The sequence below is a fragment of the Alloacidobacterium sp. genome (assembly GCF_035631355.1).
GTDB lineage: Bacteria > Acidobacteriota > Terriglobia > Terriglobales > Acidobacteriaceae > Alloacidobacterium.
Window position 1 is genome coordinate 59,896 of sequence record NZ_DASQIX010000064.1, and the last position, 19,916, is coordinate 79,811.

21 protein-coding genes are annotated in these 19,916 nt (G+C 56.0%); 18 read left to right on the forward strand and 3 right to left on the reverse strand.

All coding sequences use genetic code 11. The features are described from left to right. Positions 1-35 precede the first annotated feature (35 nt). Entirely contained in the window at positions 36-431 is a 396-nt protein-coding gene (locus VEV40_RS11950) for a hypothetical protein (protein ID WP_324832588.1), read from the forward strand. 153 nt (positions 432-584) lie between these two features. Here the strand turns inward: VEV40_RS11950 and VEV40_RS11955 are convergent, their stop codons facing one another. The 3 genes from VEV40_RS11955 to queF all read right to left on the reverse strand — a co-directional run bounded on the left by VEV40_RS11955 (position 585) and on the right by queF (position 3,645). After that, positions 585-1,754, reverse strand: a complete 1,170-nt coding sequence (locus VEV40_RS11955) for a glycosyltransferase (RefSeq protein ID WP_324832589.1) — start codon at positions 1,752-1,754, stop codon at positions 585-587. Positions 1,755-1,821: 67 nt separating this feature from the next. After that, positions 1,822-3,102, reverse strand: a complete 1,281-nt coding sequence (locus VEV40_RS11960) for an MFS transporter (RefSeq protein WP_324832590.1) — start codon at positions 3,100-3,102, stop codon at positions 1,822-1,824. A gap of 141 nt (positions 3,103-3,243) precedes the next feature. Continuing rightward, complete coding sequence (gene queF / locus VEV40_RS11965; protein WP_324832613.1) at positions 3,244-3,645, reverse strand: preQ(1) synthase; 402 nt, start codon at positions 3,643-3,645, stop codon at positions 3,244-3,246. A 118-nt stretch (positions 3,646-3,763) separates the two neighbouring features. On the opposite strand from queF, the gene VEV40_RS11970 reads away from it, so the two are divergent. The 17 genes from VEV40_RS11970 to VEV40_RS12050 form a co-directional block, all read left to right on the forward strand. Further along, on the forward strand, positions 3,764-5,005 hold the full coding sequence (locus tag VEV40_RS11970; RefSeq protein WP_324832591.1) for an efflux RND transporter periplasmic adaptor subunit: 1,242 nt from the start codon (positions 3,764-3,766) through the stop codon (positions 5,003-5,005). Then, positions 5,005-5,991 carry a tetratricopeptide repeat protein gene (locus VEV40_RS11975; protein ID WP_324832592.1) on the forward strand — a complete coding sequence of 329 codons (987 nt, stop codon included), beginning with the start codon at positions 5,005-5,007 and terminating at the stop codon, positions 5,989-5,991. Before VEV40_RS11970 ends, VEV40_RS11975 begins: the two co-directional genes overlap by 1 nt. Positions 5,992-6,102: 111 nt before the next feature. Continuing rightward, complete coding sequence (locus tag VEV40_RS11980; RefSeq protein ID WP_324832593.1) at positions 6,103-7,389, forward strand: TolC family protein; 1,287 nt, start codon at positions 6,103-6,105, stop codon at positions 7,387-7,389. 145 nt (positions 7,390-7,534) lie between these two features. Next, positions 7,535-9,013 (forward strand): hopanoid biosynthesis associated radical SAM protein HpnJ, encoded by a 1,479-nt coding sequence (gene hpnJ / locus VEV40_RS11985; RefSeq protein WP_324832594.1) that lies wholly within the window; start codon positions 7,535-7,537, stop codon positions 9,011-9,013. Positions 9,014-9,136: 123 nt separating this feature from the next. Continuing rightward, the gene (locus tag VEV40_RS11990) at positions 9,137-9,550 is read left to right on the forward strand and encodes an EamA family transporter (RefSeq protein WP_324832595.1); all 414 of its coding nucleotides are present in this window, start codon (positions 9,137-9,139) and stop codon (positions 9,548-9,550) included. Further along, entirely contained in the window at positions 9,550-9,948 is a 399-nt protein-coding gene (locus VEV40_RS11995) for an EamA family transporter (RefSeq protein ID WP_324832614.1), read from the forward strand. Before VEV40_RS11990 ends, VEV40_RS11995 begins: the two co-directional genes overlap by 1 nt. A 175-nt stretch (positions 9,949-10,123) precedes the next feature. Then, positions 10,124-11,080, forward strand: coding sequence for a hypothetical protein (locus VEV40_RS12000; RefSeq protein ID WP_324832596.1), 957 nt, complete (start codon positions 10,124-10,126; stop codon positions 11,078-11,080). A 93-nt stretch (positions 11,081-11,173) separates the two neighbouring features. After that, positions 11,174-11,959 carry a succinate dehydrogenase gene (locus VEV40_RS12005; protein WP_324832597.1) on the forward strand — a complete coding sequence of 262 codons (786 nt, stop codon included), beginning with the start codon at positions 11,174-11,176 and terminating at the stop codon, positions 11,957-11,959. Beyond that, complete coding sequence (locus VEV40_RS12010; RefSeq protein ID WP_324832599.1) at positions 11,960-13,774, forward strand: fumarate reductase/succinate dehydrogenase flavoprotein subunit; 1,815 nt, start codon at positions 11,960-11,962, stop codon at positions 13,772-13,774. It abuts the gene before it with no gap. After that, positions 13,775-14,512, forward strand: coding sequence for a succinate dehydrogenase/fumarate reductase iron-sulfur subunit (locus tag VEV40_RS12015; RefSeq protein WP_324832601.1), 738 nt, complete (start codon positions 13,775-13,777; stop codon positions 14,510-14,512). Positions 14,513-14,548: 36 nt separating this feature from the next. Beyond that, complete coding sequence (locus VEV40_RS12020) at positions 14,549-15,049, forward strand: hypothetical protein (RefSeq protein WP_324832603.1); 501 nt, start codon at positions 14,549-14,551, stop codon at positions 15,047-15,049. A gap of 23 nt (positions 15,050-15,072) precedes the next feature. Then, positions 15,073-15,597 carry an AAA family ATPase gene (locus VEV40_RS12025; RefSeq protein WP_324832605.1) on the forward strand — a complete coding sequence of 175 codons (525 nt, stop codon included), beginning with the start codon at positions 15,073-15,075 and terminating at the stop codon, positions 15,595-15,597. Positions 15,598-15,631: 34 nt separating this feature from the next. Beyond that, entirely contained in the window at positions 15,632-16,351 is a 720-nt protein-coding gene (locus tag VEV40_RS12030; RefSeq protein ID WP_324832606.1) for an ROK family protein, read from the forward strand. Between the two features lie 94 nt (positions 16,352-16,445). Then, the gene (locus VEV40_RS12035) at positions 16,446-17,396 is read left to right on the forward strand and encodes an ABC transporter ATP-binding protein (RefSeq protein WP_324832608.1); all 951 of its coding nucleotides are present in this window, start codon (positions 16,446-16,448) and stop codon (positions 17,394-17,396) included. 12 nt (positions 17,397-17,408) lie between these two features. Further along, complete coding sequence (locus VEV40_RS12040; RefSeq protein ID WP_324832609.1) at positions 17,409-18,200, forward strand: ABC transporter permease; 792 nt, start codon at positions 17,409-17,411, stop codon at positions 18,198-18,200. A gap of 63 nt (positions 18,201-18,263) precedes the next feature. After that, positions 18,264-19,415, forward strand: coding sequence for a sensor histidine kinase (locus VEV40_RS12045; RefSeq protein ID WP_324832610.1), 1,152 nt, complete (start codon positions 18,264-18,266; stop codon positions 19,413-19,415). Next, the coding region (locus tag VEV40_RS12050; RefSeq protein WP_324832611.1) for a response regulator transcription factor at positions 19,412-19,916 on the forward strand (505 nt) is incomplete at its 3' end. The genes VEV40_RS12045 and VEV40_RS12050, both read left to right, overlap by 4 nt.

Consider the following 19,916-nt stretch of genomic DNA (forward strand, 5'->3'; position numbering starts at 1 on the left):
TTTGTGAGAAGAAATGCTACTCACCGGAAGAAGCTTTGGCGCATAAGAACAAGGATGTCTGCGTGGCCGCGCATGTTTATGACGTGGTGGAGCTAGCAGATGGAACGCGCTTTCTGGATGTTTGCAGTCCGGAGACATCGGATGATCACTGCCGGTTTACGGTGATGAGCGCGAACGAGGACCGCAAGACTGTGGGTGACCTGAGCCGGTATCTGGCGCAGGACATTCGCATACGCGGTGTGGTGCGACCTTTTGGCGGACGGGCTGAGATTCTGTTGAGCGATGCGCGGCAGTTTCATGGAGGGGCAGAGAAGTTTCGGCCTAATCCGGCGCTGTTGCATGGATTTTCTGCGGAGGATGAAAAGCCTGCAGTGAATGATCCGGCGCTCCGGAGCGGGCATCACCGGAGCGTGTTTAAGTCGGCGCGTTGATTGTATTGCTGGGCAGATATAGCTCTCCCACCTTTCGCAAACTGCTCAATAAGGATGGAGCACCCATTTTCGTGCTGATACATAGAAACTGCAGGTTCCTCGGCTGTGCTACGCTTCGCTCGGAATGACAATTCCGAGCAGTGTGCACTGAAATCAGCGCAGCGGGCCGGCGTGTTTGCGGAGTTCAGAGAGCGGATAAAAGGTGTCTCGCCAGACGATTCCGCGCTGCGCCATCGTGACGATCATGGAGCGCAGCAGCATGTAGACAATGACACATGCGGCGACGGGCAACAGGAGAAAGTAGGCCGTGGGGATGCCGTTGATGTGGCGCTCGCAGTAACGGTAAATCTCCAGCATTGACCCCAGGGCGAGAATGCTGGCAGAAAGCATCATCCAGGAGCCGAACAGGCAGTAGAAGGGTGTCAGGCAGAACGCGGCGATGGCGATGCACGCCGCGAGCAGGAGCATTGGTTGGAAGCGGAAGACGGCGAAAATGTTCTTGGTCAGATTGCGGACGATGCCCAGAGTGCCCGCGGCCCAGTGCACCTGAATGAGGTCGCGCCCGAGGACGACATGTTGGCGGAAACCGTGACGCTTGACCTGATGGCCAAGCTTGATGTCTTCGAGAACTTCCATACGGTGGCCCTCGAAGCCTCCGATGCTGCTGTAGACTTCGCTGCGGATGAGATTGAAGGCGCCAATGCCGAGCGAGTCGCGGCTTTTAGGATCGGATGTCTTCCAGGGGCGTGTGGAAAGAAACGAGAGTGCCTGAAAGGCCGAGAGCATCATGCGCTCGCCTGCAGTTTTCAGGATCAAAGTTGGGAAGAGAACAAGATGGTCGGCTTCCTTTTCTGCGTAGCTGATGGCGCGGCGCAGGCAGTCCTCGCGAAAGAGAATGTCGCCGTCAGTGAACAGTAGCCAGGGTGCTGCGGCCTGGCGCGCGGCGAGGGCCATGGCATGAGTTTTACCCATCCAGCCAGCGGGAAGTTCCCGGATGTGAATCACACTGATGCTTTTGCCCTGTTCGCGGCCTTCGGCGGCGATGCGATCCATGATTTCGCCGGTCTTATCGGTCGAGCGGTCGTTGACAGCGAGAATTTCTATGAAGACACCTTCCTGCGCGAGGAGTGAATGCAGCATTTGCCCAATGGCCTGTTCTTCGTTGCGGGCGGGGACGATTACAGCGAGTCCCGGGTTCCCTGCTGATGTCTCTTTCTCGTTCAGAAGATTCGGGAGCTTAGGCAGGTTGCGGAGGGCGACTGCTGAGCGCCATATCCATAGAAGGGCGATGAGCCAGTTAAAAAGGGTGGCAGCGGTGTGCATTCGTCTTCAGTATCTATGAGGGAAAGAGCATACACCAGCCTTCTCTTCGTCACGATGACATCTCCAATTAATGGGTTGCTGACGGCGACAATTGGCGGGTGTCTTCACTTTCTGGTAGCAGCGGCGCGAAGTGCGACCCGGTAAAGAGAATTATGCTCGCGATGGCCAGAGAGATCAGCGTCACGCCGAGTCCGATACGCAACGACGCTGTTGCATCGGAGACGTGACCAATGAGGCGCGGAGAAAAAGCGTCACCGAGGCCATGGATCATGAAGAGATTGATAGCTATGGCGGTTGAACGGACTGGCGCAGCCACAGAGTTGACGAGGCAGGCGTTGAGCGGACCATTGTTCAGGAAGAGAAGAAATTCAGCGAGGAAGACGGTTGAAACCATCAAAGAGCGTGGCCCGAAGATGGCAGCGGCGGCGACGGGGATTGCGAAGAGAATACTCCATGCGGAGAGAAGATACAGTCCACGGTGGTTTTTGCGAAGCCAGCGCTGACCAAGCCAGCCTCCGGCTACGGTACCGAGCAGTCCGTCGATGGCGGTGATGGCTCCGGTAGTAACCCCTGCTGCGGCGACTGAATATCCACCGAAGCGAACGAAAAACGTCGGCAGGAAGGTGGAGATGCCGCCGACTGTGAAGGTCCACATGGCCATCCCGAGGGTCGCAGTCCAGAAGGCGGGGTTGTGTGCGAGACCGAAGATAGTTGCACGATTGAGTGTGGGCGCGAGTTCATCGGCTGCTCCCCGTTCGGGCTCTTTGACGAAGAACCAGAAGGCTGCGGCGATGAGCACACCGGGCAGTGCGGCAATGAAGAAGGGCATACGCCATCCGTAGTGCTGGCCTAGCACACCCCCTGAGAGATAGCCAAGCGCCGCGCCTACGGGAATGGTGATGTAGAAGATACTGAGGACCCGGTTGCGGTCGATTTCGGGATAAAAATCGGCGAGCAATGCGGGGGCGTAAATGCTGAACGTGGCTTCGCCGATGCCGACGATGGCGTGACGAATGAGCAGAGTGTCATAGCTGCGGACTGTCGCGGTGAAAAGCGTGGCTATGCTCCAGAGGAGCGTTCCGGCGGCGATGAGCGGCCTGCGTGGGTAACGGTCCCCAAGCCATCCGGTGAGTGGTGCAGCAATCATGTAGGTGAAGAAAAAGGCGGTGGTAAGCAGGCCCATCTGCGCGTCGTTAGCATTGAACTCTTTCTGTACCAGCGGCTGTACGCCGGGCAAAACGTAGCGGTCGATAAAGTTGAAGAGGTTAAGGCAGGTGAGGAGAAAAAGCGCGAGTGCAGCGGTTTGTGCGGCTGATGGCTTTGCTGATTTTTGAAGTTGCGCTGTCATGCGGTGAGTCGCATGATATCAGCTTCAGCGTTTTTGTTTTACCGCGGAAGGCGCGGAGGGTTCGTTGAGAAAGTGCCTTGTCCCTCCACCCTTTGCTGCGCAAATGATGGGGCACCCGTTTTCGTGCTGCTACTGAGAACGCTATTCGTTGTTAGGGCGCGGCCAGCGTGCTTCGACGGTGGTGGAAATGCCGCCGCGCGGTCGGAAATCCCCTTTGACTATAGCCCATACCGGATTGCATGCCTTCACGACGTCTTCAAGTACCTGGTTGACGACATTTTCCTGAAAGATGCCGAGGTTGCGGTAGGTAAAGAGATATTCTTTGTAAGACTTGAGTTCGAGGCAGAACTCGCGGGGCATGTAGCGCAGAGTAACGATGCCGAAGTCGGGCAGGCCGGTTTTGGGGCAGACGGAGGTGAACTCGGGATCGTCGATGAGGATTTCGTAGCCGGGAAACTGGTTTTTCCAGGTCTCGATCGATGGGAAGGAGAAATCAAGTCCAGCTTTCGCGTGCTCGTCTGTGTATTGTTCAGAAAGGACCATGTGTTTATTGTAGGGCCAGTCACCCTGCTTTCCGGGCTCCGTCTTCACACGACAAGGCATATTTCCTGACGCGAAAAGGCATCTTATTGAGTCTTATATACTGACTCTCGGTTTCAGGATGGCGACAGTACGAACAACGACGAACCGCAACGTGTGGATTTGGAGCGGCGCCGGCATTGCAGTTGCGCTGGTCTTTTACTTTGTGCACATGGCTACGCGCACGACGCTGCCAGTACGCGCGGCGGTGGTAGAGCGCAGCAGCCTTAAGAGCACAACGTCCACGAACGGCATTGTTGAGCCAGTGTCGACGTTTGAGGCGCACGCACCGTTTCCGGGGGTGGTGAAGGCTATTTATGTGCATGAAGGAGACAAAGTCACGACAGGGCAGCTTCTCCTGCAGATGGATGACACGAACGCCCGGGCCAAACTGGCGACGGCGATTGCCGCGCTCCGAGGAGCGCAGGCCAGCTATGATGCGACGATGAAGGGCGGCACGCGGGAAGAACAACTGGCTCTGAATGGCGACATAACCAAGACCCAGATGGACCGCGACCAGGCGCAACGCGATATAGCGGCATTGGAAAAGCTGCAAGCGCAGGGCGCGGCTTCGGCGGCAGAGGTTGCGGCGGCGAAAGACCGAATGACGGCAGCGAACAATTCTCTGGGGCTACTGGAAAAGAAAAAATCGGGGCGTTACGACGCGACGGACATTGCCCATTCCAAGGCGGCGCTTGATGACGCACAAGCTGGATACGTTGCGGCACAGGAAGTAGTAAACCAGGCAAACGTGAAGGCTCCGTTTGCCGGGACGGTTTACTACATTCCTGTTTCGAAAACCGAATTCGTAGATCAGGGCGCGAAATTACTGGAAATGGCAGACCTGACCAAACTGCAGGTGCGCGCTTATTTCGATGAACCGGAGATTGCCAAAATTCGCGAGGGAATGCCAATCACTATTCTCTGGGATGCGCTGCCGGACAGCGAGTGGCATGGGCATGTGGTGCGCGTGCCGTCGACCATTATCAGGTTTAACACGCGCAATGTGGGTCAAGTGTTGATCTCGATTGATGACGCGGATGGCAAGCTACTCCCCAACACGAATGTAACTGTCACGGTGACGACATCCGATATCGCAAGCGCGTTGAATGTTCCGCGCGACGCCCTACATACGGAAGAAGGCAAGACATATGTATATGTCGTGAAAGATGGAAAACTGCATCGCACGCCAGTAACGGTGAATGCGCTGAATTTGACGCAGGTGGAGATTCTCTCCGGCCTGCACGAAGGCGATACGGTGGCGCTGCGCACGACCAACGGGCAGCCGGTCAGCGAAGGCGTTGCAGTAGAGATTGTGCGGTAATGCAGGTGTTTACTCGACTTGCTCTGTTTATTCTTCTGCTGGTCGCACCCGGCGCAGCGTGGGCTGACATCCCGCCTACACAGCTTCTTGAGGCAGTGCGCGGCGACCTGACGCACGGACGCGCGGACCAGGGACTGCGGGCTCTGGATCAGGTGCTGGCACAGCAACCACAAAACGCTGAGGCGCACAATCTGCGTTGTCGCATTTACCTGCAGGAACAGCGATGGAACGATGCCATCCAGTCATGCCAGACGGCGGTGACGCTGGCGCCGGACAACAGCAACTATCATCTGTGGCTGGCACGGGCACTGGGCGAAAAAGCAGATCGAGTGTCCTTTATAACAGCGTTCAAGATGGCGAAACCGATCCGGGTGGAATTTGAAACGGCGGCGAAGCTTGATCCGCACAACGTAAATGCGCTTTCAGATCTGGGCGAGTTTTATGTGGATGCGCCGGGGATTGTTGGCGGCGGGCTAGACAAGGCAGAGCGCGTCGCAAAGCAGATGGATGCGTTTGCTCCTGACCGCGGGCACTACATCCACGCGCGCATTGCCGAAAGCCGCAAAGACTATGCGCGCGCCGAAGACGAGTACAAGGCTGCGATTGCAGACTTGAAGGAGCCGGCCGACGCGTGGATGGACCTGGCGTCGTTTTACCGCCGGCGGCAGCGCTGGGACGACATGGTCGAGGCAGTGCACCAGGGCGCAGAGCTAGATGTGGAACACGGAGTAGCTATGGCGGACGGGGCGTCGGTGCTCATACGCGCGGGGCGCGATCTGCAATTTGCGCGCAAACTGCTGGAGCAGTATCTCGCTTCGTCGAATAAATCAGAGGACGCGCCGGCATTCCAGACCCATGTTCAACTAGGAAAGCTGTTGACCAGTATGGGAGAGGCACCCGCGGCGCAGGAGCAGTTTACTGCTGCGGTGGAACTGGCCAGGGATTACCAGGCTGGTACACAGGCGGCGACAAACAGCGGCAGATAGCTTAAAGTCTCTTAACTCTTGGAAACCGTGCCATTCTGAGAGCGCATAGAATCGGAGTTTGGCAGTTTGTTACGAGGTGGATGCCGGTTGATACAACGACTTTGCAGATGGATGGCGACGGGTGCTCTTGTCGTGCTCTCGTGTTTGAGCACGCAGGCTCAGGTCTCCCTCTTCACGGTGGTCGATCTAGCACTCCGGAACAGCACTTCGGTGCGCATGGCGCAGGCGGACGTACTACGGGCAGCGGCAGGGCTGACGGAATCAAAGGACGCTTACATCCCCAACCTTAATCTTGGCTCAAGCCTGGGCTATTCCTATGGCTTTCCGCTGGGTGAGCCTTCCGTCTTTAACGTTAGTTCGCAATCTCTGTTGTTTACGTTCTCGCAACCGGACTATATACGCTCTGCGCGTGCCGCGGTGCAGGCCGCTGAGTTTAGTTTGAAAGATGCCCGCGAACAGGTTGTGCTGGATGCTTCGCTTGACTACATCCAGCTGAACAAATCGCAACAGACGCTGGCGGCCCTTGACCAGGAAAAGCAGTATGCCGACAAGTTGGTAAGCATTGAGGAAGACCGCGTGCTCGCTGGAGTCGAAAACCGGATAGAGCTGACCAGGGCGAAATTGACGGCGGCGCAGATTGACTTGAAGCGCATCCATTCGCAGAATGATGCTGAACTGGTGCGACAGCAGTTGGCTCACCTTACTGGCCTTCCTACGGCAACCTTTACTACCAACTCCAGCAGCATCCCTTCGGCACCCAGGACTCTAATGGAAACCGCGGAGACTTCATCGATGGCACTGCAAAATGCGGGAGTGCAGGCGGCGCAGGCCAATGCCAAGTCGAAAATCTATGTAGCATTCGGCGACTCACGACAGATCCTGCGCCCGCAGCTTGCGTTTGGCGGCGACTACAGCCTGTTCGCGAAGTTCAACAATTATGACCAGTTTTATCAACATTTCCAGTACAACAACTTCGATGTCGGCATCCAGATAAGAGTGCCGCTTTTTGACGCTGCGCTGAAAGCGAGGGAGCGCCGATCCGCTGCGGATGCCGCGCACGCCTCTGCGCAAGCGGACCAGACGCGGAACACAGCGAGCGAGCAGATTTATCAACTGCAGAAGAGTGTAACCGAACTTGCTGCGCAACAGCGCGTCGCGCAGTTGCAGGCGGAACTGGCCCAGGAACAGCTGGAGGCTATTACGACACAGCTGAACAATGGCAGCGGCTCGCCTAACAGCCCGCTGCTTACACCGAAAGACGAGCAGCAGGCCCGCATCCAGGAGCGCCAGCGCTATGAGGATGTGCTGGACGCTAACTACGCCGTATTACGAGCCGAATTGAATTTGTTGCGGTCCACAGGAAGTATTGAGGACTGGGCAAAGTCGGGGCCGAAATAATTCTTTTTTGTTCCCATTAGGCGGCTTTTCGGTAAGTAGCTGAAGCCTTTGGCGATATCTTCCATCAGAGTTTGCCGGGTACCAGTCATGGCACCTGCAAAGCGTGGTAAACCCGCGCTGGATGTTACACTTAGGTAATAAGCACATGCCTTTAAAAACACTGTTTCTGAACCCGCCCTCCTTTGAGAATTTCGATGGTGGCGCCAGTTCGCGCTGGCCGGCCACGCGTGAGATTGAGTCGTACTGGTACCCGGTATGGCTGGCCTATCCGGCAGGAATGCTTGAGGGATCGCGCCTTCTGGATGCGCCTCCGCACCACGTCTCGGCGCAGGAGACAATCGAGATTGGGAAGGGCTATGAGTTTCTCGTCCTGTTCACCAGCACTCCGGGCTGGACGGGCGACCAGAAGCTGGCGGAAGCCATCAAGCGGGCCAATCCCTCGATTCGTATTGCCTTTGTCGGGCCTCCGGTGACGACCTCGCCGGACCGCGCTCTGACAGAGTGCGAGGTCATCGACTTTGTATGCCGGCGCGAATTCGATTTCTCGACAGTGGAATTTGCCAATGGCAAGCCGCTAAATGAAATCCTCGGCATCAGCTACCGCAAGGATGGCAAGGTGGTGCACAATCCCGACCGCCCGCAGGTGGACAATCTGGACGCAATGCCGTGGGTGACGGACATCTATGCGCGCGACATGGATGTGACGAAGTACAATGTGCCGTTCCTGCTGCATCCGTATGTTTCTCTGTACTCGACGCGCGGGTGCCCGGCGCAGTGCACCTTCTGCCTGTGGCCGCAAACGCTCTCAGGCCATGCGTGGCGCAAGCGCTCGACCGACGACGTTGCCGCTGAGATGGCCCATGCCAAGGAACTCTTTCCACATGTGAAGGAATTCTTCTTCGACGACGACACCTTCAACATCCAGAAGGCGCGTACGATTGAGCTTTGCGCAAAGCTGAAGCCGCTTGGGTTGACATGGTCTTGCACATCGCGCGTAACCACCGACCGCGAGACATTGAAAGCCATGCGCGAAGCCGGCTGCCGTTTGCTGATTGTCGGCTATGAGTCCGGTGATCCGCAGATTCTGAAAAATATTAAGAAGGGTGCTACGGTTGAGCGCGCTCGCGACTTTACGCGTGACTGCCACGATCTGGGGCTCACGATTCACGGCGACTTCATTCTCGGCCTGCCGGGTGAGACGAAGGAATCCATTCGCAACACGATCAACTTCGCCAAGGGCCTCGATGTCGAGACGATCCAGGTTTCCATTGCCCATGCCTATCCTGGCACGGAGTTCTACGACTTCGCCAAAGAGAACGGCTTCATCATCAATAATGGCGCCATGGTGGACGATGAAGGCCACCAGCTTGCACACATCGAGTATCCAGGACTGCCTACAGAGTACGTGCTGGAGATGGTGCACCGCTTCTATGACGAGTACTACTTCCGCCCGAAGGCTGCGTGGCGCGTGGTGAGCAAGGCGATTGCCAATCGCGACCTGCCGCGCCTGTATCAGGAGGCGAAGTCGTTCCTGAAGCTGCGGTCGCAGCGCAACAAGATCGTAAAGCAGAAGAAACAGCAGAAGGCCAACGATTCGGCTAAGCCGATTGGCGCTGAAGTTTAGACAGGTAGATTGTCATTCTGAGCACAACGGATTCTTCCTCCCGTTGGTCGTCAGAATGACGACATCACGCAATTCGGCCAGCCCTGCGCTGGCCGCTTTTCTCTTTTCATGACGCGAAGCACCATGACATTCCGGCGGTATCTGGTGCTGGCGTTTGTCTCTATTTCGGCGCCGCTGGGCGATACCTTTCTCGATGTCGGAATGAAAAGGATCGGGCCGGTATCTCTAGCCCATATCACTACGCTCTTTCATGCGGTGATGACTCCATGGATCGCGTCCGGCATTGTGTTGCTGATTGGATTTTTTGCTTCGTACCTTACAGCATTGTCATGGGCCGATCTTACGTTCGTTCTTCCCGCCACTTCGTTTGGCAATGTGATTGTCGCGCTGTTGGCGCGGTTCTGGCGTCATGAGCAGATTTCAGTGTCACGCTGGATCGGCATTTTTCTTATTACCGCAGCGGTCGGGTTTGTGATGCGTGGGCCATCCTATACTGAGCACGAAAAGCCAACACCTCACACAGCGGAGGTGTGCTGATGATTGCTCAATTGCATCATTCCGGCTTTGCAAATGCCGCCATGATCGCGAGCATTGTGATCGCTGCAACTGTTGGCGACGTGATGATTGCATCGGCTATGCGGCAGATAGGCGACCTGGATGATATTAAAGCCGAATCGGGACTGATGGGAGCGATTAAGACCGTCGTTACTAACACGCGCTTCTTTTGCGGCGTAACTGCGATGGCGGTCAGTTTTTTCGCGCTGCTTTTTGCGTTGAGCCATGCCGATTTGAGTCTAGTGGCTCCGGCATCTGCGTCGTTAACAGTAGTGACGAATACGTTGGCGGGCAAGGTTTTTTTGAAAGAAAATGTTGATAAGCGTCGCTGGCTGGCTGCGTTGTGCGTTTGTGTCGGCGTAGCGCTGCTGGCGCGTTAAGCCAGGTTTGCTTTTAGTGTTTATTGATTGAATGCCGCGCAGTTTTCCGCAAAGCCAATTCTCTTCAGCAACATCGTAGAAAAGCGCTACTCTGTATTTCGATGGGGTGGGTTTTCGCTTGTTCCAGATAGTTGTGAGATCCAGGAAGTTGAGCGCCGGGCATGCAGCGGCCTGTATGAAGCAGGGCCTTATATTTGTGTGGCTGACATCTACCCTCATGAGTGCGGCAGCGCAGGCTCCAGATGCGGTACCCGCAGAGCAATCTGTGTCAGCGCCAACTACATCGGCCGCGCTAAGTCTCAAGCCATCGTCACTTGCAACTTCGTATGAGATCCTGCTGGACTTCAAGCCGACTGATATTAAGTTCAGCCTGGAGAACCTGATGGCAGTTCTACGGGACAAGCAGCATGAAGGCTGGGTGCTGACCGCCTATCCCGATCCAAAAACCAGGCGACCTCTCATTGGAGCGGGCTTCGGTCTCGATGTTGCGGCAACAGACCATCCCCAGACAGATGCGCTCAATCCACATCCATTTATTGAGCCGTCATCGGCAGAGCTCTGGCAGGCCGCCGGGCTGGACGCAAACCTGTTACCAACGATTCTCGACCGATTTGATCGCAATATGGAGACGTGGTCGAAGAAAAAGTATCGCCGAAAAATCAAAGCGCACTCACTGCGCCCGGACATCACGCAAGAAGAAGCTACCAGGCTGCTGCGCATTTCTTCCATACAGGCGGTGCAGAATGCGAGGGCTTACTGCCGCGATTTCGACAAACTGAATGGCCTGCAGCAGATGGCGTTGAGCCAGCTTGTATTTCAAATGGGCGTGAACCTTGAGGGATTCGTCCAGTTTCTCAGCACTCTGAATGGGAGTGACGACACTTTTCAGTCTCAAACTATTGCCACCACTGAGTCCGATCATTGGAAGGCAGTGCAGCATACGCTTATCGACAGTGACTGGGCAAGGCGATATACATCGCGCGCAACAACCGTAATCGCCATGTTTGACCCTGACTATCTTCAGGACCCAGGCGAAGCGGAGCGGCTAGTCGCAGCCGAACTTCCGCCTCCGGCGCGACACCATCACCATAAAAAGCGTCGCAGTTTACAGAGCAAGCAGAAAACGGCCTGACTAACTCTTGAAAAAGAGACCTGCAGGATGTAAGAATGCGATGCCAGCGGTGGAATGGGCCAGCTGCTGAATCCCTCTGCCGTGGAGGGACTCGTGTCAGCTCCCGACGTAGTCTGGAAAAATGGCAGGTTCGGCCAAACCTCGCGCCGCGATACCTGGTGGCTTTCTCCCACGCTTGTTTTCCTCGGCTTCAGCGCTTTTATCATCTATTCCACTTGGGCTGCGTTTCAGAACCAGTACTACACGTTCGGACCTTACATCTCGCCGTTTTATTCGCCGGAGCTTTTCGGCAGCTCGTCCCATGCGCTCTTCGGGCCAAAGCCGCATTGGTATCCTGGCTTTTTGCCATTTTCGCCGGCGTTTCTCATTCTCTGGATACCCGGCCTCTTCCGCGTCACCTGCTACTACTATCGCGGCGCTTATTACAAATCATTCTGGGCTGATCCGCCCGCATGTACAGTAGGTGAGCCGCGCAAAATCTATCTGGGCGAGCGAAGCTTTCCGCTCATCATGCAGAACTTTCATCGTTATTTTCTGCGGCTCTCCTACATCGTCTGGTTTTTTCTCGTCTATGACTCAATCAAGTCGTTCATCTTCCCTGACGGATTCGGCATCGGAGTCGGCAGCCTTGTATTGACCATCAATGTCATCCTTCTGGGCGGATATGTCTTCGGCTGCCATGCCTTCAGGCATCTTATTGGAGGCGTCTTCGACCGCATTTCTGAACACCCGGTTCGACATAAGCTTTATGACTGCGTTAGCTGCCTGAACCGCGGGCACAAGAACTGGGCGTGGGCGAGCCTCTTCTGGGTCGGATTCGCAGACATTTATGTACGGCTCTGCGCGATGGGAATCTGGCACGACTGGAGAATCCTGTAGATGCCGGAATTCCAGCACTTCTCCTACGATGTCCTTGTAATCGGAGCAGGCGGAGCGGGCCTGCGTGCCGCCATTGAGGCTGCATCCACCGGCGCGAAAGTCGGAGTCATCTGCAAATCGCTTCTCGGCAAAGCGCATACCGTCATGGCGGAAGGTGGCATTGCTGCGGCGCTTGCCAATGTGGATGACCGCGACAACTGGCGCGTCCATTTCTCTGACACAATGCGCGGCGGCCAGTACCTCAACAACTGGCGCATGGCCGCGCTCCATGCCAAGGAAGCACCCGAGTGCGTGCGCGAGCTTGAGGCCTGGGGCGCTCTGTTCGACCGGACGAAAGATGGGAGAATACTGCAGCGTAATTTTGGCGGACACCGCTATCCGCGATTGGCGCATGTCGGCGACCGCACTGGCCTGGAGATGATTCGCACGCTGCAGGACCACGGCATCCACAGCGGCATGGAAGTGCATATGGAATGCACGGTTCTGAGCCTGTTGTTGGATTCGGGACGGATCGCTGGCGCATGCGGCTATGACCGCGAGAAAGGCCGGTTTTATCTATGGCAGGCAAAGGCCGTCGTGCTTGCTACTGGAGGGATCGGTCGCGCTTACAAAGTGACCAGCAATAGCTGGGAGTATACGGGCGACGGCCTCGCACTGGCGTATCGCGCCGGGGCCGAGTTGCAAGATATGGAGTTTGTGCAGTTCCATCCCACCGGAATGGTCTGGCCCATCAGCGTTCGCGGCATTCTGGTGACAGAAGGAGTGCGCGGCGAAGGAGGCGTGCTGCGAAACAGCGAAGGCCGCCGCTTTATGTTCGACGATATTCCTGAGTTATATAAACAGCAGACCGCCGACAATGAAGACGAAGGCTGGCGCTATACGCAGGGCGACAAGAACGCGCGACGACCGCCTGAACTGCTGACGCGCGACCATGTGGCCCGCTGCATCAATCGCGAAGTGAAGACTGGACGCGGCTCGCCGCATGGCGGCGTTTTTCTGGACATTGCCTGGATCAAGCAGCGCATTCCAAAATCCGAGGAGCACATTAAGCGCAAGCTCCCCAGCATGTATCACCAATTCAAGCAGCTTGCCGATCTCGACATCACCAAAGAGCCGATGGAGGTAGGCCCTACGACGCACTACATGATGGGCGGAATCAGAGTCGATGGCGATTCGCAAATGTCCACGGTGCCGGGCCTTTTCGCCGCCGGCGAAGCCGCTGCTGGATTGCACGGAGCAAATCGTCTGGGCGGCAATTCCCTTTCTGATCTTCTGGTCTTTGGGCGCCGCGCAGGGCGGTACGCCGCGGAATTCGCCAAATCCAACGGTGGGGCGGTCATTGACGAACAGCAGTTGCAGTCGATAGCCGTATCCGCTCTCGCGCCTTTTGAGTGCGGGCCGTCCGGCGAGAATCCATATCAGATCCAATACGACTTACAGGAGGCAATGCAGGACCTTGTCGGAATCGTGCGTACCGAATCCGAAATGCAGCAGGCGCTGGAAAAAATCGCGCAGCTTCAGGCGCGAACCGAGCACGTTGGCATTGCAGGCAATCGCGAATACAACAATGGCTGGCACACGGCCATCGATGTTGTCAATTTGATGATTGTGTCAGAGGCGATCACGCGAGCAGCTCTGCTGCGAAAAGAGAGCCGCGGGGCGCAATTTCGCGAAGACTTTCCTGCTAAAGACGCGGAATGGGGCAAGCACAACATCGTAGTCAAGCGCAGCGCGGATGGCGAGATGCAGATTGAAAAACGCGCTCTCACGCCGATACCGGAAGAGCTAACGGCCGTAATCGAGGAGAACAAATAGATGGCCACGCAAGCCACATTTCGCATTTGGCGCGGTGACCCCGCGGGCGGCGAGTTTCAAGACTACGCGACGTCCGTCGAAGAAGGCATGGTCGTGCTTGACGCTGTGCATCGCATCCAGGCGCAGCAGGCGCCTGATCTCGCCGTTCGCTGGAACTGCAAGGCCGGCAAGTGCGGCTCGTGCTCTGCGGAAATCAATGGCATGCCGAAACTTATGTGCATGACGCGCCTTAGCGACATCAACCTCGAAGCGCCGGTTACGCTCGAGCCCATGCACAGTTTTCCGCCGATCCGCGATCTGGTTACTGATGTTTCGTGGAACTTCCGCGCGAAGAAAACCATCAAACCGTTCAAGCCGCGCACGCCTGATGCAGACGATGGCACATGGCGCATGCAGCAGGCCGACGTCGAGCGCGTGCAGGAGTTTCGCAAGTGTATCGAGTGCTTTCTATGCCAGGATGTTTGCCACGTTCTGCGCGAGCATTATAAACATGATGAATTTATCGGCCCGCGCCTGCTCGTCTATGCGGCTGCGCTTGAAATGCATCCGCTGGACATTGAAGACCGCGTCAGCGATTTGCGCCATAAGCACAGCATCGGCTATTGCAATATCACAACCTGCTGTCGTCAGGTGTGCCCCGAGTCAATTACGATTACCGAGAACGCGATCATTCCGCTTAAGGAGCGTGTCGTGGACCGCTACTTCGATCCAATCAAGTCGCTTTTTCACATCTTGTAGGCCAAAGGAGAACCGCACGAACAAGGAGGAAATCCGATGTTCACTCTCAAGCCCATCTCGCGCGACAGCATTGAAACTGCCCTCGCCAAAGCCGAGCGCTACCGGTTGCTCAACGAACCTAACGAAGCCGAGAGCATTTGCCGCGACATCCTCGAAATTGACCCTGCAAACCGTCAGGCGCGTATCAGCCTCGTACTCGCTCTCACCGACGCGATTCCGCAGGAGCCGACGGCCTTTACCAGCGCGCTGACCGCAATCGCCGGCCTCGAAGCTGAGTATGATCGCGCTTACTATTCGGGCATCGCATGGGAGCGTCGCGCCAAGGCATACTACGACGCCGATGGTCCCGGTTCTACCGGCTACATCTATGACTGGATCGTCAGGGCGCTGGATTTTTTTGAACAGGCAGAGCGCCTGCGTCCCGCAGGCAATGACGATGCCATCCTGCGCTGGAACACCTGCGTGCGCTTCCTCGAACGCCACAAAGAACTGCGTCCAAAAATGGAAGAAGCGCCGGAACCGATCCTTTCGGAATAGTCGCGGCGTCGAGCACAAAACTGATGAAGGTGATATGGGTCCTGCTTGCGGGACTGCCCGCATCCGGGAAAAGCACTCTTGCTTGCGCGCTGGCCATGCGGCTGGACCGCTGTGCCGTGCTTGATAAGGATCGTGTGCGTGCTGCGCTCTTTCCTGGCCCGATGACCGACTACACGTCCGAGCAGGATGCGCTCTGCATGTCCGCAATGCTTAACGCCGCGACATACATGACTCGTAACAATTTTGCCAATTACATCATTTTCGATGGCCGGACTTTTTCCCGCACCGCACAGATTGAGGAAGTCATTTCGATAGCGGAGACAACCGGAGCAGCATGGCGCATCCTGCACCTGATCTGCTCGGACGTATGCGCCGAAGCACGTCTTAGCGGTCCAGACCAGGAGCATCCGGCAGCCAATCGCGACGCGGCGCTCTACTATCGAGTGAAGGCGAGTTTCGAGCCTATTACGCACGAGAAACTCGACCTTGACACCACAAACGGAATCGAGCCGATTCTGCCGCGTGCCCTTGCGTGGCTGAACTCTTAGCCAGACGCGGCCTTCGCACGATATATTGCTCGGTATGGCAACAAAGACTTCCGAAAAGACGCCTCACACACTTTGTATTGATATAGGCGGCACAGGTCTTAAGGTGATGCTGCTTGATGCTGTTGGCAAGCCGCTCACCGATCGACTGCGCACACCAACGCCGGAGCAGCCGACGCCTGCAAGCGTGCTCGTGGCCCTTGACACACTGAAAGAGCAGGTACCGGCTTTTGATCGCGTTGCCGTCGGCTTTCCTGGCGTTGTCAAGCGCGGCATCGTTTACACCGCCGCAAATCTTCACCCTAAATGGGTCGAGTTTCATCTACAGACCGAGTTGGAGAAGCGCTGGAAAAGGCCGGTACGAGTAGCCAACGATGCAGCCGTGCAGGGCTATGCGGCAATAGAAGGCAATGGTGTTGAAATGATTCTCACGCTGGGCACCGGCCTCGGTTCCGCCATTTATACGGATGGCCGCCTGTGTCCCGGCCTTGAGCTCGCGCATCATCCCTGGAGGAAAGGCAAGACATATGAGGACTTTCTCGGCAGGCGCGGATTTAAAAAACACGGCGCCAAAAAGTGGAACAAATTGCTGGTCCAGGCCATCGAGCAGACCGCATCTACCTTTAACTGGGATTTCCTTTATATTGGCGGTGGAAACGCAAAGGAAATTAACTTCAAGGTCAGCAAGAACATCAAAGTCATCTCGAACCAGGATGGGCTGCTCGGAGGGGTCGCGCTCTGGAAGCACAACCCCTGACAATGACAACTGTCATCTCCGATTGGTGACATGCTCCACTGATTTTTCGTAGCAGGATGCGACATTCTGTCTCCTGTAAGGCAAAGGAGGCAAGATGTCGGCAACAATACTTGTGCCGGAAAGCATCAGCGATGGGTTTCAGCCCTTCTCTTCCGGAAGCGAGGCCATAGCCCGGCTGAACTCAGTCACTAAACGATATGAAGCGAACATTGCGCTGGACAATTTTTCGTTCGAGATTCATCGCGGCGAAATTGTTTCGCTCCTCGGCCCGAATGGTGCTGGAAAGACAACTGCCATCCGCCTGCTGCTGGGGCTGATTTCGCCAACCGCAGGCAGCGTTCGCGTGCTGGGCCATGATCCGCGGGATTCGCAGACGCGCACGCGCATCGGGGCCATGCTGCAAATCGCAAAGGTACCGGATAATCTGCGCGTGCGCGAGCATATTGATCTATTTCGCAGCTATTATCCTAACCCCTTGATCGTTGATGAAGTAGTTCGCATCGCCGGACTTGAAGGCATCGAAGAGAAGATGTTCGGCAAGCTTTCCGGTGGCCAGAAGCAGCGCGTACTTCTGGGGCTTGCATTATGCGGCGATCCCGACCTGGTTTTTCTTGACGAACCAACTGTCGGCATGGACATAGAAGCGCGGCTCAATCTCTGGGAGCAGATTCGCGTACTCTCCGCACTGGGAAAAAGTGTGCTGCTCACGACGCATTATCTGGAAGAAGCAGATGCGCTCGCCAACCGCATCATCGTATTGAACAAGGGCATGATGGTGGCCCAAGGAACGCCTGTGCAGATTAAAAGCCAGGTTTCAGGCCGCACAATTCGTTGTGTTACGCAGCTTGACATTGACTTTGTCCGCGGTCTGCCAACTGTGAGCGAAGTAACAGCAGACCGCGATGCGCTGATTATCACGGCGATACATCCCGAGTCAGTCGTAAAAACGATGCTTCAACGCGACCTGACTTTGCATGATCTGGAAATATCGGCTCCTGCGCTCGAAGACGCTTTTCTCGCGCTGACAAAATCGGAAAGTAATTAAAGGAGATTCAGCATGGCCACTGCCGCTATTCACCCCTTAACATTAAGCGCACCCTACTATCTGAATCTCTTTCTCAAAGAGATTAAGTACGAATTTCTGAAGGCCCTGCGTAATCGCATGTACTCATTGGCGACGCTGGGCTTTCCAATTATGTTTTATCTGCTCTTTGGGGTTAGTTTTCGCCACTCCGGCCCGGGTCTTAACTATGCGCAATATCTAGTTGCAAGCTACAGTTGCTTCGGCATGATCGCAGCTGCGCTGTTCAACTTAGGCGCGGGCGTCGCAACTGAGCGCGCTTATGGATGGCTGGAACTGAAGCAGGCAAGTCCCATGCCACGACTCGCCTATCTGGGAGCAAAGATTGTGACCTGCATGCTGTTTGGGGTTGCTATTGTCGCATCCTTAACCCTATTAGGAGTTACGCTGGGCGGCGTGCACATCACGCTTTCGCAGATTACGCACCTCACTGCAATCATTGTCGCCGGATCGATTCCATTTGCCTGTCTCGGCATGTTACTTTCTCTGCTGATGTCACCAAGCGCAGCGCCTGGTGTTATCAATCTGATCTATCTGCCATTGTCATTCTGCTCGGGCTTGTGGATGCCGATTGAGGTGCTTCCCCATTTTCTGCAGAAAATAGCCCCGCTACTGCCGACATATCATTATGCGCAACTAGCGCTGAACGTCTTTGGTTATGCGCGCTCGGGTGCTACGCTCAATCATTGGGAGGCATTGGTTGGATTCAGCTTCCTCATGCTTGGATTGGCATGGCTGATTTTCACCCGCAGCGAAGCAAAGGCATAGAAAATGGCTGAAGACCGCAAATCCGGATCCACTTCAAGAATGCCTTTCTGTGAGAGACATGCAGTGGCGGGCGTCGAAAGGGTTACACCGGAGGAAGCATACGCGGCGGTTCGCGTTCACACTGTACCGGGCAGCGCAAAGCGCCGGAGAAGCGGATGGCCGGACGGTAACCGTCTCTATGACTACGTCTGGCTTGTCTATTCCATTTTCTTTTTTATTGAACCGATAGTACGCCACGACCGACGCTATTGGCTGCAATTCGCTGCAGTCTACGGCGTGTTTCTGACCATTTATTCCGGGCTGGTATTCGCGCGCACCAGGATGCAGAGTTACCTGCTGCTTGCAGCCATGGGCATACTTGGCCTGTGGTATTTGCCATATAACAACTCGGCCTGCGGCATGATGGTCTATGTTGCCGCGTTCATCCCTTTTATCAGTGACTCAATTGCCATCGTCTCTGGCGCGATTGCCGCAATCTGCGTTGGTGTGGCGCTTGAAGGATACCTGCTGCATCTGCCTCCGTGGGCGTGGGCATTTGCCGCATTTTTTAGCGTGATTGTAGGCGGTACGAACCTTCTTACGTCGCAGAAAATCCGCTCGAAGGCAAAGCTTGAACTGGCGCAAGAGGAGATTGAGCAACTCGCAAAGTTGGCTGAACGCGAACGGATAGCCCGCGACTTGCACGATGTACTGGGCCATACGCTCTCGGTAATTGTGCTGAAATCGGAATTGGCGGGACGCCTTTTCGAGCGAGACCCGCAGCGCGCCCGCCAGGAAATTGGCGAAGTTGAGCAGGTGTCGCGGAAAGCGTTAAGCGAAGTGCGCGAGGCGATCGGAGGTTATCGGTCGGAAGGGCTGGCTGCTGAGATTGAGCGCGCGCATCGCACACTGGATGCAGCGGGAGTGACGCTCACGTGTGAGTCGAAACCACCGTCGTTGCCCGCAGCAGAAGAGACGGTTTTTGCATTGGCGGTGCGGGAGGCGGTAACGAATATCGTGCGCCATGCACAGGCCAGCCAGTGTCGCCTGCGTTTTGCAAACGACAATGACCGCACCTCTCTTACGGTGGAAGATGATGGGCGGGGAAATATCCGTCAGGAAGGGAATGGATTGCGCGGCATGCGCGAGCGCATCGAGGGCCTGGGCGGGAACTTCAGCATTGATGGGAAACAAGGCACGCGCATCAAGATTGATATACCGGTTCGACAGGCATGAACAAGAAGATTCAAGTCATTGTTGCGGAAGACCAGGCCATGGTTCTGGGAGCGCTGGCGGCATTACTCGAAACAGAATCGGACATCGCCGTTTGTGCGCGGGCGAGAAATGGCCGTGAAGCGTTGAGCGCTGTGGGCAAGCACTCGCCTGACGTTCTGGTCACCGACATTGAAATGCCGGAGATGACGGGACTGACGCTGGCGGGCGAGGTGAACAGCCGCTACCCGAAGACGCGCGTGGTTATCCTGACCACATTTGCGCGCCCAGGATATCTACGGCGCGCTCTCGATTCGGGAGCAAAGGGCTATTTATTGAAGGACCGTCCTGCCGCGGAGTTGGCGGACGCTGTAAGGAGGGTGCATAACGGGCTGCGGGTGGTTGATCCTGACCTGGCGGCCGAAGCATGGAGCGCCGATCCGGATCCACTCACTGAGCGCGAGCGTCAGATTCTGTGGCGCGCAGGTGAGGGCAAGTCCAGCACAGAAATTGCAGATGAGCTGC